The sequence below is a fragment of the uncultured Jannaschia sp. genome (assembly GCF_947494025.1).
Taxonomy (GTDB): Bacteria; Pseudomonadota; Alphaproteobacteria; order Rhodobacterales; family Rhodobacteraceae; genus Jannaschia.
In genome coordinates this window covers 145,478-159,203 of the sequence record NZ_CANLTQ010000006.1, presented here as the reverse complement: position 1 = coordinate 159,203, position 13,726 = coordinate 145,478, and the positions used below count along the sequence as shown (strand labels likewise).

Sequence of the window (13,726 nt, the reverse complement as noted above, 5' to 3'; positions counted from 1 at the left end):
AACTTGGCCTCTGCCGCCTCGAGCGCCTCTCGCAGCACGCGGTCGTAGCCACCGCTGGCCTCGAAGATGACCCAGGCGCCGTCGCGCGCGCAGGACCTGGCGAAGGCCCGTGCGGCGGCAGGGGTGTTCTCGATGTGGCGCGCGCCGTGCTCGGGATGATGAATGTCGAGCCAGTTCTTGGCGACGTCGACACCGACGTAGACGTTCTGCATGGTAGTCCTGCTCCTGTTCTGCGGGGTCCGTTGGAACGGCCCCAGTCAATTGTTCAGGATGGCGAGCGAGAACGCGGATGGCTCCCACGCCGGCAATCGGGCTCGATCACCCCGGAGGCTCTCGGGATGCCGTCCGCATCACCGGCATAGACGATCCGAAGAAGACAGGAGGCTGGTTCGTCGGTCATGAGCCTTCCTCTCCGCTTCAGCGAGAGGGATGCTTCCGATGGGCCCGGGCGGGCGTCGATTGTTGAACCAGTCCGCTCATCCCACCCCGCCGCGTTTGCCGATTTCCCAGAGCCAAGCCTACGAATAACGCGGCCTCGAACAGCCCGATGATCGTCCCGACGAGGGCATTGTCGTAACTACCCCCGACGGAGCCGGCCAATGGGCTCGAGGTCTACCCCGGTCAGCCGTCGGGTGTGGGCAGCGACAGGTTTCGTGTAGCGCGACGATCTGGACGCGAAGACGCATTGCATCGCCGCGGGTCATTCGTGCCGGGCGGCGGCGCGGATGGTCGGGGTCGGCGCGCGACCGGCGTCTGATCGCCGTGACCGGGGGGTGATCGCCCCGAAGCGACAGGGTCGCGCACCGGGAACCGCGGGCGAGCCCGCGCCGCACATGGCGTTCCCGGCCGGGATCGTCCGTGCGGCGCCGTCATCGGAAATCGAGCTTCCGGACGGCCTGCCCAAGCTCTACCGGGAGACGGTCGCGGTGCTGGCGGCCAAGCTGTCCAAGGAAAGCGTGGCCGGGCGCGCCGCCGACGAGCTGCACGATCTCGTCGACAGAATCGTCGTGCAATGGGATGACAACGCCCATCGCCACTAGCTGGAGATCGAGGGCAACTTGTTGGAGATGCTACGCAATCGGCGCCAATTGAACGCGACGCCTTGCGTGGTTCTGCGATTTTCGCGGAAGTTGGTTGCGGGGGTAGGATTTGAACCTACGACCTTCAGGTTATGAGCCTGACGAGCTACCGGACTGCTCCACCCCGCGCCATGCCCGCCCAATAACGCCCGCCCCCGGCGACCGCAAGTGCATCTGCGATGTTTTTATCCGCTTCCTTGGAGATATTTGAGTGCCTTCGATACGGGCCGTTACGCCTCATCGTTTCACGGGCGTGCGACTTCGTTTTCTGCATCCTCCAAAGGGCACAGGCGGCCTGCGACGGCAGATCAGGGGGACTGCATCGCACGCCAGCATCTTCTCAAGGTTCGTGCGCAGCCCCGTGCGCCAGTCCGGCGCAGGCGTGCGAGCGCCTCGCGCCCCACCCCGCCGGGAAGGAGGACGACCCGGTCCCGCGCCGCCCCCGCATGCTCCAGCGACCTCAGGAGCGTCACCGCCCCGACCGCGAACGCGTCGTCGGTGACGAGCGTGACGTAGGCGTCACGTGGCATCGGGCTCCCGACTTCGCTGCTCGGAAGACCGACGTCAGATCCGGCCCGGTGTCGCATTCCGCCCGCGAACCGGATCGCGGAATCGCGACCGCCGGCCCGCAGCCGCGGTCGATGCGACAGGCGATGGCCGGGCCGCCGTCCACTACCAGCAGATACGTCCGCCGGCGACGTGCCGCGCAAGCGGTATCCGGGCGCCGTCGAGGCCGGGTTTCTCAGGGCGCACGCTCGGCCTCGCGCGAACGAGGCGGATACCGGCCGCGCCCGGCCCTCAGCCCAGCCGGCCTTCGCCCACTGCGAGGATCACCGGGACGACCAGATCCTCCTCGTCCGTCAGGTGGCGGTCGAGGAAGGCCTGCATCCGCTCCAGCCCCTCGTTCAGGCGGCCCACCGCATCCGATCCGCCGCCGCGCAGCACCGCGTTCGCGTCGTTCGCGAAGGCGTCGAGCTCGTCGTGCAGGCGATGGTGGTCGGCGTCGAGGATCTCAAACCCCCGCTCGAGCGTCGGCGCGTGGACGACGAGCTTCGGAAAATAGACCGCGTCCTCGATCGAATGGTGCCCGTGCAGGTGCTCCAGGAACATGCCACCCAGACGCGAAAGGCGCTGCGCGTGGACCTGCGGGTCGAGGTCGTTGGCCTGGGCCGCCCGTCCGTCCGCCTCGAGCCGCGACAGCATCTCCCGGAAGGCGAGGTGCCGTTCCAACCAGAACCGGGTCAGCTCGCCGAACTCGGGATGCGCCTGCCACCCCTCGCGCGGATGCTGCCGCAGAAGGGCGTCGAGCCCCTCGGGCAGGCCGTCGCGCGTGCCGAGGGCGAAGGGTTCGGGTGTCTCGTTCATGCGCAACACCTAGGGGGGCGGCCCCTGTTCACAAGACGCCGCGCAGCGCCTCGTAGGCCGCGGCCGTTGCGGCATTGGCGAGGTTGAGCGAGCGGATATGCGGAGAGCGCATCGGCATCCGCGTCAGCCGATCCTCCCGTCCCGCTAGAACATGCGGCGGCAGGCCCACCGTCTCCTGCCCGAAGACGAGGTGGAAGTCTGACGGGTACGTTCGGTCGCGGAAACTCGTCGCGCCGTACTCCTCGAACAGGACCAGCGCCTCCGCGCGCGGCGCCCGGCGTGCGAGGAAGTCGTCCCAATCGTCGTATTCGTGCAGCCGCACGTGCTTCCAGTAATCGAGCCCCGCCCGGCGCACGTTCCGGTCGGTGATCTCGAACCCGTAGGGCCGCACGAGGCAGAGATCGAGGTCGAGCGCGACGCAGGTCCGCCCGACGGAGCCGGTGTTGCCCGCGATCTCGGGCCGCACGAGCACGATGGCCGGACCGGGCGCGCTCATGCGTGAACGGCCGCCCAGCGCTCGCAGAGGTCGAATTGCAGGCTGCGCGCCGCCCGGCTCCAGTTGCGTCCGCCCGTCGGACGCTCGCGGTCGTCCTTCGCCAGCTTCGCGCGACGGTCGGTATCGGCCGCGAAGGTCGCGAAGGCCAGGCTGCGCCCGGTGGTCGGCGCGTCGAAATAGCCGGCCAGACCGGAAACGAAGTTCAGCGTCCCGGTCTTCGCCTGCAGGCTCTGCCGCGGCGGGCCTTCGAGCGTGATGTCCTTCAGAAGCGGTCGCAGCCGCGCCATCGCGCCGGGCGCGGTCAGCAATCCGACCATGTCGGACGGGGAGATGCGCGAGGTGCCGTTTAGGCCGGAATGGTCGTCGAAGTCCGGCCGACGCGCGCCGGTTCGCTGCGCCACCCATTGCGACATCACGTCGGCGGATGCGTCGAGCGACCGGGGCGGACCGCTGAGCCGCGTCGTCGCGGTGAGACCCAGCAATTCCGCCACGAGGTTGGTCGAATGATTCAGCATCGACGCCGCCACCCGGTCGAGCGTCGCGCCCTGCCCGATCGCGATGGTCGCTCCCTGCCCCCGGCCCCGCCGCGCCGCGGGTGTCACGATCCCGTTCGAGCGCAGCATCGTCCGCAACACGTCTCCCGCATAAAGGTCCGGATTGCGCACCGGCAGCCAGCGGGAACCGGTGCCGCCGAGCTGACCCCGCGCCACGGTCCAGCTGTCGATGTCGCCGCGCCGGTCGTAGGTGTAGACCGGCAGCGAACGGTTCGCGACGGCGATCTCGCTCGTCGCCACCTCGGGCCGGAAGCGGCCGGTCCGTGCGTCCATCGTCGTGGTGTAGTCGCCGCCCGCGCGCCGCCAGGAGAAGTTCACCCGGTTGAAGTTCAGGTTCAGGGCGCCGACCGCCGGGTTGTAGCCGACATGGTCCGGCTGCGCCCGGTCGATCCGCTCGATCGCCGGCAGCGCGGAGGCATCGACGAGGAGCCGGCCGCTCACCTCCCGCAGTCCGGCCGCTTTGGCCTGCGCGGCGAGGTCGTAGAGCCCGTCCGCATCGAGCGACGGATCCCCGCCGCCCACGAGCACGAGATCGCCGTCGAGCCGGCCGCCCCGGATCGGCCCCGTCGCGACGAGCCGGGTCTGGAAGCGGAAGTCCGACCCCAGCGCCTCCAGCGCGTAGAGCGCGGTCACAGCCTTCGCGACGGAGGCCGACGGAAAGGGGCGGATCGGGTTCAGCGTTTCCAGCACCTCGCCGGTCCGCGCGTCGGCCACGACGAAGCCGACCCGCCCGCCGAGACCTGCCGCCCCGACCAGCCGTTCCGCCGCCGGGGCGGACCGGGCCAGCGCGTCGCCGGGCTTCAGGACCGGGCGCGCGGAGGTCGCGGGCGGGTTCGCGCAGGCCGGCAGGGCCGCGGTCGACAGCGCCGCCGTCATGAAGAAGCGTCGTTGCATCGCAGCACCTCCGTCCCGGCGGTTTCATGCATGGAGGTTAACGAGATGTGAAGAGCCGGGGCGGCCCTGTTCCGTCCCCTGCGCCGGTGCTAGGCCGCCGCATGACTCGCGAAACCCTCGGATCGGTGACGATGATGTTCGTCGCCATGTCGCTGATCCCGGTGGGGGACACGGCGGGAAAACTCCTGACCGCGACCCACGGCGCCTCACCCTTTTTCGTCGCGTTCAGCCGCTTCGCGGTGGGCACGGCCGTCGTCATCCTGATCCTCGGGGGTCGCGTCGACTGGCCCGTCTTCCGTGATTGGCGCATCTGGTTGCGCGGGGGCCTCATTGCGGCGGCCATTTCCTGCATCCTGACGGCCCTCCGCACCGAGGAGATCGCCACCGTCTTCGGCGCCTTCTTCGTCGGGCCGCTCTTCAGCTACGTCCTGTCGATCCGCTTCCTGGGCGAGCGGGTGACGTCCTTGCAGACGATCATGCTTGCGGGCGGCTTCTGCGGCGTGCTCCTCGTCGTTCGGCCGGGCTTCGGCATGACGCCGGGTCTGGGCTTCGCAGTGCTGGCCGGGCTTTTCTACGGGGCTTTTCTGACGACCTCGCGTTGGCTTTCGGACGTGGCGGCACCGCGACAGCTGATGCTGAGCCAGTCGGCGATCGGCACGCTCCTTCTTCTGCCGGTGGGGCTTCTGCAGGTGCCAGAGGCGAGCGCGCCCGTCGCGAGCCTCGTGCTCCTGTCGGGCACGGCCTCGGCGAGCGGCAACCTTCTTCTCGTGCTGGCCTACCGCCGCACCTCCGCGACGGTGCTCGCGCCTTTTGTCTACTCCCAGCTCATCTCGGCCACGATCCTCGGCTGGGCCGTGTTCGACACCTTTCCCGACGCGACGTCACTCGCCGGCCTCGCCATCCTCGTGGCGGCAGGGGTCGGCACGGTCGTTTTCCGGCGGGATTGACGCCCATTGGGTCGATACCGGACGTCAGACGCAATTCGGACAGGACGGATCCCGTACCGTGGAGCGGTCGAGGGCTGCCCGGCGTGCCGCCGGGCGAGCTGACGGTCTGAAGCGCCCCGCCCCTGGCGTCCACCACCCCCGCTAACGCCAGCCGCCGCCCGCCCGGATCGAGGTGGAGGAGGCGTCGTGCGTCGGCATGTCGAGGAACGTCCAGACCGGCGGCGCCCGTCGGCCGATCCCCTTCGCGGCGGCGGCGGGAACGAAGGCGTGCCGGTAGATCGTGGCGGCGGGCGAGGTGCGCGCGGCGATCCCCTCCCCCGGCCGCGCCAGCACGGCCACAGGCACGCGCGCGAGGATGTCGCGCCACTGCTCCCAGCGGTGGAACTGCGCGAGATTGTCGGCCCCCATGAGCCAGACGAACCGCGCCCCGGGATAGCGCCTTTGCAGCGCCGCGATGGTCCGCGCGGTGTAGCGCGTGCCGAGCGTGGCCTCGATGCCGGTGACGACCACGCGCGGGTCTCGGATCATGGCGCGGGCATGGCGGATCCGCCGCTCGAGCGGGGCGGGACCGCGCGCCTTCAACGGATTGCCGGGACTTACCAGCCACCAGACCCGATCGAGGTCCAACCGCTTCAGCGCCTCCCGCGTGATGTGGACATGTCCTGCATGGGCCGGATCGAACGACCCCCCCAGCAGACCGACGACCATTCCGGCCGGAGCGATGGGCAGACCCGCGCGCATGCGCCGCACCTAGCCGCGCCCTGCCCGCGCGGGCAAGCCCCGCCGGCCCCCGGATTGCCCCCGCTCCCGGCCCGCGATACATGCCGCGCACACCCGAGCCTCCGGAGGAGTTCGTCATGGCCAGCTATCAATACGTCTACCACATGGACGGCGTGTCCAAAGCCTATCCGGGCGGCAAGAAGGTGTTCGAGAACATCCGCCTGTCGTTCCTGCCGGGCGTCAAGATCGGCGTCGTGGGCGTTAACGGCACCGGCAAGTCGTCCCTGATGCGGATCATGGCCGGGCAGGACAAGGACTTCCAGGGCGAGGCCTGGGCCGCCGAGGGCGCGAAGGTCGGCTACCTCCCGCAGGAGCCGGTGCTCGACGAGTCGAAGACGGTCCGCGAGAACGTGATGGAGGGCGTGGCCGAGAAGCAGGCGATCCTCGACCGCTACAACGAGCTCGCCATGAACTACTCGGACGAGACGGCCGAGGAGATGGCGAAGCTCCAGGACGAGATCGACAGCCAGAACCTTTGGGATCTCGACAGCCAGGTGGACATCGCGCTCGAGGCGCTGCGCTGCCCGCCCGACGACGCGAACCCCGCGAACCTTTCGGGCGGCGAGCGGCGGCGCGTGGCGCTCTGCAAGCTTCTGCTCGAGGCGCCGGACATGCTCCTCCTCGACGAACCGACGAACCACCTCGACGCCGAGACGATCGCGTGGCTCCAGAAGCACCTGATGGAGTACAAGGGCACGATCCTGATCGTCACCCACGACCGCTATTTCCTCGACGACATCACGTCGTGGATCCTCGAGCTCGAGCGCGGCCGGGGCATCCCGTGGGAGGGAAACTATTCCTCCTGGGTTGAGCAGAAGGCCAAGCGGCTGGAGCAGGAGGCCAAGGAGGACAAGTCGCGCAAGAAGACGCTGGAGCGCGAGCTCGCCTGGATGCGCTCGGGCGCCAAGGCCCGGCAGACCAAGTCCAAGGCCCGGATCGCCGCCTACGAGGAGATGGCGGGCCAGTCCGAGCGCGAGCGCGTGGGCAAGGCCCAGATCATCATCCCGAACGGTCCGCGCCTCGGCCAGAAGGTGATCGAGGTTCAGGGGCTGCGGAAGGCCTATGGCGACCGGCTCCTGATCGACGACCTGAGCTTCTCGCTGCCGCCCGGCGGCATCGTCGGCGTGATCGGGCCGAACGGCGCGGGCAAGTCTACCCTGTTCCGGATGTTGACCGGGCAGGAACAGCCCGACGAAGGCACGGTGGAATACGGCGACACGGTGAAGCTGAGCTACGTCGACCAGTCGCGCGACGATCTCGATCCGGACCACAACGTCTGGGAAGCGATCTCCGGCGGGGCGGAGCTCATCAAGCTCGGCGACGCGGAAATCGCGTCACGCGCCTATTGCGGGGCCTTCAATTTCAAGGGGCCGGACCAGCAGAAGAAGGTCGGCATCCTCTCGGGCGGGGAACGCAACCGCGTCCACATGGCCCGGCTCCTGAAGGACGGCGGCAACGTATTGCTGCTCGACGAGCCGACCAACGATCTCGACGTCGAGACGCTGCGCGCGCTCGAGGACGCGATCGAGGACTTCGCGGGCTGCGCCGTGGTCATCAGCCACGACCGCTTCTTCCTCGACCGCCTCTGCACGCATATCCTCTCCTTCGAGGGCGACAGCCATGTCGAATGGTTCGAGGGCAACTTCGAGGCCTACGAGGAGGACAAGGCGCGCCGGCTCGGTGCGGACGCGATGGAGCCGACGCGGATGAAGTACAAGAAGTTCAGCCGCTAGGCCGCTTGCGGCGGGACGCCCCGAACGCGGTCCCGCCTCCCGGTGCGTCCGAAGGAATGGACGGCAGCGGCCCCTTTCGTCCGTCCCTCGCCCGGCGAAACTCCGGGCGATCCGTGACGGGGGTTTGCCTCTACCCCCTCGGGGTCGCGGCCCGACGGCACGGTCGGCGGCTGTGCCGCGCCTCCCGCCCGTCGTCGTCGCGGCCGTCGCGACCGATCACTTCGGCCCTGCGGCGAGCTGGCGCAGCGCCCGATGCACGGCGCGCGCCTGGCCGCCGGGCAGGCCGCGAAGCGCCTCCGCCTGTTCAAGAGACGGCTTGCCGAACAGCGTCATCGCGATGACGGCGGGATGTTCGTCGGACAACGTCGCGGGGGTGACGGCCGTGGTCACCATCACCCGTATCTCCGCGCGTGTCGGCAAGGAGCGGACCGCGACGGCGTGGCGCTGGCTGCGGAACGGGGCGGGCGTCATCGCGTGCGGCAGGTGCGACGCCGTGGCCGGAGCGGCCATGACGGGCCGGACGGGCACATCCGGTTTCGCCGGTGCCGCGCGACGGGGCACCTCGGTCTCGGCCTTGGGCGCGAGCTTCGGCGCGGAGCTGCGGAACAGGCGGGAGCGCTGCGGAAGCGTCGGATCCGGCCGCGCCGCCGGCGAAACCTTTGGCGCCGCCGCCGGCGTTGCGGGGGCGGCCGCGACCGAAGCGACCGGCTCCCGCGGAGGCGCGGCCTCCGCCGCGACCGGACGCGGCACGGGAGCCCCGGTCTTGCGCGCCATCGCGTCGGCCTTCTGACGCTCGACCGTGCGCACCAGATCGCTCGCCCAGTCGCGCAGCCGTTCCGGCGGTACCTTCGACGTATCCCCCGCCTCGAGCAGGGCGAGCAGCGCGCGCGCCTTTTCCGGGTTCGTGACGGCGTCGGCGAGAGCCTCCGGCTTCGGCTTCGGCTTCAGCTTGGCGGAACGCAGGTTCAACATGGAGCGGGACCTTTCACATGTAGCTTCGCACGAGGGCGCCGGACACGAGAGTCCAGCCGTCGACCACGACGAAGAAGGCGAGTTTGAAGGGCAGCGAGACGATGGCCGGCGGCACCATCATCATGCCCATCGACATCAGGATCGCGGCAGCGACCATGTCGATGATGAGAAACGGCATGAACACGAGAAAGCCGATCTGGAACGCCCGGCTGATCTCGGAAAGCAGGAACGCCGGGATCAGGACGGACAGCGCGTCCTCCTCCGCCTCGGGCCGCAGATCCTGAAGGTGCTGGAGCGTGTCGGCATCGACGCGGGCCGCCATGAAGGCGCGGAACGGCTCGACCGCGGCGGGGATCGCGTCGGTCACGTCCATCTCCCCGCGCGTGAGCGGACCGATCCCGGCCTCCCAGGCGGCGGTCGCGACGGGCTCCATGACGAAATAGGTCAGGAACAGCGCGAGACTGACGATCAGCATGTTCGGCGGCGAGGCCTGGAGCCCGATCGCCTGCCGCATGATCGAGAGCACGGTGACGACGAACGGAAAGCAGGTCACGGTGACGGCGATGCCGGGCGCGAGGCTCAGCACCGTCAGCAGCGCGATGAGCTGCACCGTCCTGAGGGTCAGCGACCCCTCGCCGCCCAGGTCGATGGCGATGTCCTGCGCCAGCGCCGCGCCCGGAAGGGCGAGCGCGAGGGCCAGCGTCAGGACAAAGGCGAATCTCACGCGGCGCCGTCCGTCTCGGCGACCTCGGTCAGGCGCACGGCCAGACGTCCGGAGGCGTCGCCCTCCATCTCCTGCAACTCCCCGCGCGCGATCAGGCGATCGCCGGCATAGAGTTCGACCGGATCGGACACGCTGCGGTCCAGCGGCAGGATCGCGTCGCGGCGCAGCTTCAGCAACTCGGAGACCGTCGGATGCGCGCGGCCGACCGAGATCGTGATCTCGACCGGCACGCGCGACAGGGCCGAGCGGTCGTGGGTTTCGTCAGCCATTCGCGGCCTCCTTCATCAGGTCGTCGTCCCCGGCGGAAGTGCCGCGGTCCATTGTCGAGAGATACGTCTCCAGCGCATCGTCGAGGGCGGTCAGGGCGCCCTCCAGATCGACGCGCCGCTCCTGTCCGTCCCACCGCAGCAGCGCCTGATTGATCGAAAGCGCGGGCTCCGACCGGACGGTCACCCGTTCGGACTCGATGTCGGCGCGGTCCAGAAGCCGCACGAGACGCGCGTTGTCCTCCGGCGCAACGAGAACCGTCACCGTCGCCGCCTCGCCATCGAAGGCCTTGCGGATTTCCTGCATCAGGATCGGCAGAAAGGACCGCTCTGCCGCGTGCGGCAGCAGCCGATCGAAGATCTCGCGCAGCGCGGGCTCCAGCGCCGTCAGCGCCGTGCCCATGGCCGCCCGGCGATCGAGGTCCAGACCGTGGAGCCGTTCGGCGAACTTCTCGGCCACGCGGCCCTGCTCGGTTTCCACCTGCGCCATCGCGTCGTCGTAGCCGGCGTTGTAACCCTCCTCGTAGCGGTCGGGCCGGGGCTCCTCGACGACCGGCTTCACGGGCTTGTCGAATGGATAGACGTCGCCGAAATCCTCCAGCGCGAACCCGCTCATTGGACTTCCTCCGATTCATCCATCCATCCGCGCAACACTTCGATCGTCTCCTCGCGGCGATCGGCGATGAGCTGGCGCAGCCGCTCGACCGGATCCTCCGTTTGCCCGTCCTCGAAGTTGCCGATGCCGAGATCGGGCAGGCCCGGAAGGTCGGAAAGCTGCGGCAGGTCGCCGCCCCCCGACATGTCGTTCGCGATGGCGGCCCTGCCCGAACCCCTCTCCGGCGCCGGCAGCTCGCGCGGGCCGCCGGCGATCCCGTCCGACGTCTCGCCCGGCGCGGCGAGCGCGGCCGCCGCGTTGGGGGCCGGCAGTTCGGGGGCCAGCACCTTGGTCATAAGCGGGCGGACGACGAAGGCGAGCACGCCGAGGCCGACCAAGGCCAGAAGCAGCGACGTGACCATCTGGGTGATCTGACCACCGCTGAACCACGGCAGCGACAGACCGGGCGCCGCCTCGAGGGGCGCGGGCAGCTCGAACTGCATGCTGCGCACCGTGACCTCGTCGCCGCGCGATTCCCGGTAGCCGACCGCACTCTGGACGAGCTCGCGCAGCGTCTCCAGCTCCTCGCCGGGACGGGGTGCCCATTCGGCCGTGCCGTCGTCGGCCGGGCTGCGGACCCCGTCGACGAGAACGGCGACGGTCACCCGCTCGATGGCGCCGGGACCGCGTTCGATCTGCCGCTCGGTCGCGGAGAAGTCGTAATTTACCCGCTCGCGCGTCTCGGCGTTGTTGCTCTCGCTGCCTTCGCCGCCGGCCGCGTCGCCATCGGGAAGGTTGCTCGCCACCGTCACGCCCGCGCCGCCGGGGCCGCTCTCGGAGGAGGACCGCTCCTCGGTGTCCGTGCTGACCACGACGCGGCTTTCGGGATCGAGCACCCGCTCGGTGATGGTCTCGCGATCCTTGCGCGTCTCGAGAGCCAGTTCGACGACGTACCGTCCGGCGCCGACCCGCGCGGCGAGGATGTTCTCGACCGACGCGCGCATCTCGGCCAGCCGCGCGTCGCGCGCCTCGGCCTCGGTGTCGACCGGGCCGCCGCCGACGACCCGCCCGCTGGTGCCGTCGATCACGGTGACGTCCTCGGGCGCGAGGTTGCGAACCGCGCCCGCGACGAGGGACTGCACCGCCCGCGCGAGCGAGGTGCCGACCGCGCCCGAACTCACCTGCAGGGTGACCGAGGCCGTCGCGGACCGGTCCCGAGAAAAGGGCGAGGTATCCGCCGTGGCCAGGTGGACGCGGGCCTGCCGCACCCCGGGGGTCGCCAGAATGGTGCGCGTCAGCTCGCCCTCCCGCGCGCGCCAATACGCGGCATCGAACATCTGGGAGGTGGTGCCGAAGCCGCTCAGGTCGTCGAGAAGCTCGTAGCCGGCGCCGTCCATCCGCGGCAATCCTTCGCCCGCCAGTTGCATGCGAAGCGAATCGCGCAGCTCCGCATCGACGCGAATCGCGTTGCCTTGAACCTCGTAGGCCACGCCGCGCGCCTCGAGACTCGCGACGACCTCGGACGCGGCGGCAGGCTCGAGGCCACCGAAGAGGAGCTCCATCCGGGGGGCCGTCGCGAGTCGCGTGAGGAAGAGGACCGTTGCGAAGGCCGACAAGGTGGCGATCGCGAGAATTGCGAGACGGCGCTTGTCCTGCCGTTGCCAAACGGTCGTCAGGTTCTCCACGTGCGATCCTCCGGGATACGTCTCGCCCTTCTGGGCGTCGAAGCGGAAGATTCCTTAATTGCATTAACATTGGGTTAGCCCTCCGCAGGTTAGGCAGCCTCGAAATCACGAGGACAAGCTTATGGCCGAGTCAGAAGATTCAGCGGACGAGCAGGAAGCTCCGGCAAAGCGCGGCATGGGACTCATCGGCTGGGGTATCACCGCGGCCCTCGCCCTCGGTCTTGGCGGCGGCGCCTTCTTCGCGATGCATTCGGGCCTGGCGGACGGGTTGCTGCACGCCGAGGAAGCGCCACCTGTCAAGGAAGGCACCGAGACGGCCAGGGAGAGCTACCTCGAGCTCGACCCTCTGATGATCTCGGTCGGCGGCGCGCAATCCGTCAAGCAGCTGCGCTTCCGCGCGTTCCTGCAACTTGCCGACGATTCGCAGACCGACGTCGCCGCACTGCAACCACGGATCCTGGACATCTTCGCGACCTACCTCCGCGCCGTGTCCGTGGACCGTCTGGAGGATCCGACGGGGCTTTTGCATCTGCGCGCGCAGCTCCTGCGCCGGGTTCAGCTCCTCGCCGGACGCGACGCGGTGAAGGACCTTCTCATCATCGATTTCGTGATCGCCTGATATGATGTATCTCAGTCTTTTATCGGACGTCCTCCTGATCGCCGCGACGGGCGGCATGGCGCTCTGGTGCCGGACCCTGGCCCGACGCCTGCGCAAGCTCGACGACGTCGAAGCCCGCGAGAGCGAAACACCCGCGGACATGTCGGAGATTCGCGCCTCGATCGCCGCGCTTGCGACACAGGTCGAGGCGTTGAAGGCCGCCGTCGCGACGGCCCGCTTCGAGATCGACGAGCGCGGCGACCGGATGAAGGATCAGCTTGTCGAGGCCGACGACCGGATCGGGCACATGGAAATGCTTCTCGCCAGCTACGAGGATGTCGAGGCGCAGACCGCGGCGCACGCGATGGACGCCCCCCGGGTACCCGAACCCGCTCCGGCGCCCGAACCCGCCCGGGCGTCCGAATCCACCGCTCCGCTCATGCCCAGCTTCCGGGCCCGGAAGGCGGGGGCCGCCTGATGGGACGCTGGATCAAACGCCTGTCGATCACGGGCCTGCTCACGCTCTTCGTGCTCTCCGCCCTGGCCCGGATCGTTTCCGCAGGCCTCGGTGCGATGCCCGAGGGGACCGAGGCCGACCCGCTGGAGGAAGTGCTCCTTTGCCCGCCTTCGGACGAGGTGGCGACCCTGCTCGGCCAGATCGCCGGACGCGACGAGGAACTGCGTGGCCGCGAGACCGCGCTCGCGATGCGCGAGCAGGATCTCGAGATCGCGCGGCAGGAGATCGAGAGTTCGCTCGAACGGCTCGGCGAGGCCGAGTCCCGGCTCGCGGCGCGGATGGAGATGTCGGCCACGGCATCGAACGACGACATCAATCGGCTCGTCGCCGTCTACGAGGGCATGAAGCCCAAGGACGCCGCCGTCCTCTTCGAGGCGATGGAGCCGACCTTCGCCTCCGGCTTTCTCGCCCGGATGCGGCCCGATGCGGCCTCCGCCCTCTTCTCGAACCTGTCGCCCGAAAAGGCCTACGCGCTCAGCGTGATGATGGCCGGGCGCAACGCCAACGCGGCAACGGAGTAG

Annotated in this window: 16 protein-coding genes, 1 tRNA gene and 1 pseudogene; 6 read left to right on the top strand and 12 right to left on the bottom strand. The window is 69.4% G+C overall.

What is annotated here, in order from left to right; genetic code table 11:
- Positions 1 to 212, bottom strand: a pseudogene (locus Q1B08_RS11045) (IS110 family transposase); the annotation flags it as partial.
- A gap of 621 nt (positions 213 to 833) precedes the next feature.
- On the opposite strand from Q1B08_RS11045, the gene Q1B08_RS11040 reads away from it, so the two are divergent.
- The gene (locus Q1B08_RS11040) at positions 834 to 1,040 is read left to right on the top strand and encodes a hypothetical protein (protein ID WP_299818316.1); all 207 of its coding nucleotides are present in this window, start codon (positions 834 to 836) and stop codon (positions 1,038 to 1,040) included.
- A gap of 91 nt (positions 1,041 to 1,131) precedes the next feature.
- Here Q1B08_RS11040 and Q1B08_RS11035 read toward each other — a convergent pair.
- The 5 genes from Q1B08_RS11035 to dacB form a co-directional block, all read right to left on the bottom strand.
- Positions 1,132 to 1,208: transfer RNA gene (locus tag Q1B08_RS11035), tRNA-Met, on the bottom strand.
- A 179-nt stretch (positions 1,209 to 1,387) separates the two neighbouring features.
- The gene (locus Q1B08_RS11030; RefSeq protein WP_299818311.1) at positions 1,388 to 1,609 is read right to left on the bottom strand and encodes a hypothetical protein; all 222 of its coding nucleotides are present in this window, start codon (positions 1,607 to 1,609) and stop codon (positions 1,388 to 1,390) included.
- A gap of 268 nt (positions 1,610 to 1,877) precedes the next feature.
- Positions 1,878 to 2,444 carry a hemerythrin domain-containing protein gene (locus tag Q1B08_RS11025; protein WP_299818308.1) on the bottom strand — a complete coding sequence of 189 codons (567 nt, stop codon included), beginning with the start codon at positions 2,442 to 2,444 and terminating at the stop codon, positions 1,878 to 1,880.
- A gap of 28 nt (positions 2,445 to 2,472) precedes the next feature.
- Entirely contained in the window at positions 2,473 to 2,940 is a 468-nt protein-coding gene (locus tag Q1B08_RS11020) for a TrmH family RNA methyltransferase (protein WP_299818305.1), read from the bottom strand.
- On the bottom strand, positions 2,937 to 4,388 hold the full coding sequence (gene dacB / locus Q1B08_RS11015) for a D-alanyl-D-alanine carboxypeptidase/D-alanyl-D-alanine-endopeptidase (protein ID WP_299818302.1): 1,452 nt from the start codon (positions 4,386 to 4,388) through the stop codon (positions 2,937 to 2,939). The genes Q1B08_RS11020 and dacB overlap by 4 nt, the downstream gene beginning before the upstream one ends.
- A 101-nt stretch (positions 4,389 to 4,489) precedes the next feature.
- On the opposite strand from dacB, the gene Q1B08_RS11010 reads away from it, so the two are divergent.
- A complete protein-coding gene (locus tag Q1B08_RS11010) occupies positions 4,490 to 5,335 on the top strand; it encodes a DMT family transporter (RefSeq protein WP_299818299.1) in 846 nt (281 codons plus the stop codon).
- A gap of 141 nt (positions 5,336 to 5,476) precedes the next feature.
- On the opposite strand, the gene Q1B08_RS11005 is transcribed toward Q1B08_RS11010, so the two are convergent.
- Positions 5,477 to 6,076, bottom strand: coding sequence for a nicotinate-nucleotide adenylyltransferase (locus tag Q1B08_RS11005; protein ID WP_299818294.1), 600 nt, complete (start codon positions 6,074 to 6,076; stop codon positions 5,477 to 5,479).
- A 116-nt stretch (positions 6,077 to 6,192) separates the two neighbouring features.
- Here Q1B08_RS11005 and ettA point away from each other — a divergent pair, with 116 nt between their 5' ends.
- Complete coding sequence (ettA, locus tag Q1B08_RS11000; RefSeq protein ID WP_299818289.1) at positions 6,193 to 7,848, top strand: energy-dependent translational throttle protein EttA; 1,656 nt, start codon at positions 6,193 to 6,195, stop codon at positions 7,846 to 7,848.
- A gap of 216 nt (positions 7,849 to 8,064) precedes the next feature.
- Here ettA and Q1B08_RS10995 read toward each other — a convergent pair whose 3' ends face one another.
- The 5 genes from Q1B08_RS10995 to fliF are packed head-to-tail and all read right to left on the bottom strand — an operon-like array spanning position 8,065 to position 12,090.
- Positions 8,065 to 8,820 carry a hypothetical protein gene (locus Q1B08_RS10995; protein ID WP_299818285.1) on the bottom strand — a complete coding sequence of 252 codons (756 nt, stop codon included), beginning with the start codon at positions 8,818 to 8,820 and terminating at the stop codon, positions 8,065 to 8,067.
- Positions 8,821 to 8,833: 13 nt separating this feature from the next.
- A complete protein-coding gene (gene fliP, locus Q1B08_RS10990; RefSeq protein ID WP_299818280.1) occupies positions 8,834 to 9,544 on the bottom strand; it encodes a flagellar type III secretion system pore protein FliP in 711 nt (236 codons plus the stop codon).
- Positions 9,541 to 9,813 carry a FliM/FliN family flagellar motor C-terminal domain-containing protein gene (locus Q1B08_RS10985; protein WP_299818275.1) on the bottom strand — a complete coding sequence of 91 codons (273 nt, stop codon included), beginning with the start codon at positions 9,811 to 9,813 and terminating at the stop codon, positions 9,541 to 9,543. Before Q1B08_RS10985 ends, fliP begins: the two co-directional genes overlap by 4 nt.
- Positions 9,806 to 10,426 carry a hypothetical protein gene (locus Q1B08_RS10980; RefSeq protein WP_299818272.1) on the bottom strand — a complete coding sequence of 207 codons (621 nt, stop codon included), beginning with the start codon at positions 10,424 to 10,426 and terminating at the stop codon, positions 9,806 to 9,808. Before Q1B08_RS10980 ends, Q1B08_RS10985 begins: the two co-directional genes overlap by 8 nt.
- Positions 10,423 to 12,090, bottom strand: a complete 1,668-nt coding sequence (gene fliF / locus Q1B08_RS10975) for a flagellar basal-body MS-ring/collar protein FliF (RefSeq protein ID WP_299818270.1) — start codon at positions 12,088 to 12,090, stop codon at positions 10,423 to 10,425. The genes Q1B08_RS10980 and fliF overlap by 4 nt, the downstream gene beginning before the upstream one ends.
- 121 nt (positions 12,091 to 12,211) lie before the next feature.
- On the opposite strand from fliF, the gene Q1B08_RS10970 reads away from it, so the two are divergent.
- From Q1B08_RS10970 to Q1B08_RS10960, 3 genes are read left to right on the top strand one after another with little or no spacing between them, the layout of a single operon-like run.
- A complete protein-coding gene (locus tag Q1B08_RS10970; RefSeq protein WP_299818267.1) occupies positions 12,212 to 12,709 on the top strand; it encodes a flagellar basal body-associated FliL family protein in 498 nt (165 codons plus the stop codon).
- Between the two features lies 1 nt (position 12,710).
- Positions 12,711 to 13,166: a hypothetical protein gene (locus Q1B08_RS10965; RefSeq protein WP_299818264.1), complete on the top strand. Its 456-nt coding sequence runs from the start codon at positions 12,711 to 12,713 to the stop codon at positions 13,164 to 13,166.
- The gene (locus Q1B08_RS10960; protein WP_299818261.1) at positions 13,166 to 13,726 is read left to right on the top strand and encodes a hypothetical protein; all 561 of its coding nucleotides are present in this window, start codon (positions 13,166 to 13,168) and stop codon (positions 13,724 to 13,726) included. The genes Q1B08_RS10965 and Q1B08_RS10960 overlap by 1 nt, the downstream gene beginning before the upstream one ends.

What these genes read in the sequence shown, in the direction of transcription:
- Q1B08_RS11020 (WP_299818305.1), bottom strand. Translation starts at nt 2,940, where the DNA reads ATGAGCGCGCCCGGTCCGGCCATCGTGCTCGTGCGGCCCGAGATCGCG.
- Q1B08_RS10995 (WP_299818285.1), bottom strand. Translation starts at nt 8,820, where the DNA reads ATGTTGAACCTGCGTTCCGCCAAGCTGAAGCCGAAGCCGAAGCCGGAG.
- Q1B08_RS10985 (WP_299818275.1), bottom strand. Translation starts at nt 9,813, where the DNA reads ATGGCTGACGAAACCCACGACCGCTCGGCCCTGTCGCGCGTGCCGGTC.
- Q1B08_RS10965 (WP_299818264.1), top strand. Translation starts at nt 12,711, where the DNA reads ATGATGTATCTCAGTCTTTTATCGGACGTCCTCCTGATCGCCGCGACG.
- Q1B08_RS10970 (WP_299818267.1), top strand. Translation starts at nt 12,212, where the DNA reads ATGGCCGAGTCAGAAGATTCAGCGGACGAGCAGGAAGCTCCGGCAAAG.
- ettA (WP_299818289.1), top strand. Translation starts at nt 6,193, where the DNA reads ATGGCCAGCTATCAATACGTCTACCACATGGACGGCGTGTCCAAAGCC.
- Q1B08_RS11005 (WP_299818294.1), bottom strand. Translation starts at nt 6,076, where the DNA reads ATGCGCGCGGGTCTGCCCATCGCTCCGGCCGGAATGGTCGTCGGTCTG.
- Q1B08_RS11010 (WP_299818299.1), top strand. Translation starts at nt 4,490, where the DNA reads ATGACTCGCGAAACCCTCGGATCGGTGACGATGATGTTCGTCGCCATG.
- Q1B08_RS11040 (WP_299818316.1), top strand. Translation starts at nt 834, where the DNA reads ATGGCGTTCCCGGCCGGGATCGTCCGTGCGGCGCCGTCATCGGAAATC.
- Q1B08_RS10960 (WP_299818261.1), top strand. Translation starts at nt 13,166, where the DNA reads ATGGGACGCTGGATCAAACGCCTGTCGATCACGGGCCTGCTCACGCTC.
- Q1B08_RS11030 (WP_299818311.1), bottom strand. Translation starts at nt 1,609, where the DNA reads ATGCCACGTGACGCCTACGTCACGCTCGTCACCGACGACGCGTTCGCG.
- Q1B08_RS10980 (WP_299818272.1), bottom strand. Translation starts at nt 10,426, where the DNA reads ATGAGCGGGTTCGCGCTGGAGGATTTCGGCGACGTCTATCCATTCGAC.
- Q1B08_RS11025 (WP_299818308.1), bottom strand. Translation starts at nt 2,444, where the DNA reads ATGAACGAGACACCCGAACCCTTCGCCCTCGGCACGCGCGACGGCCTG.
- dacB (WP_299818302.1), bottom strand. Translation starts at nt 4,388, where the DNA reads ATGCAACGACGCTTCTTCATGACGGCGGCGCTGTCGACCGCGGCCCTG.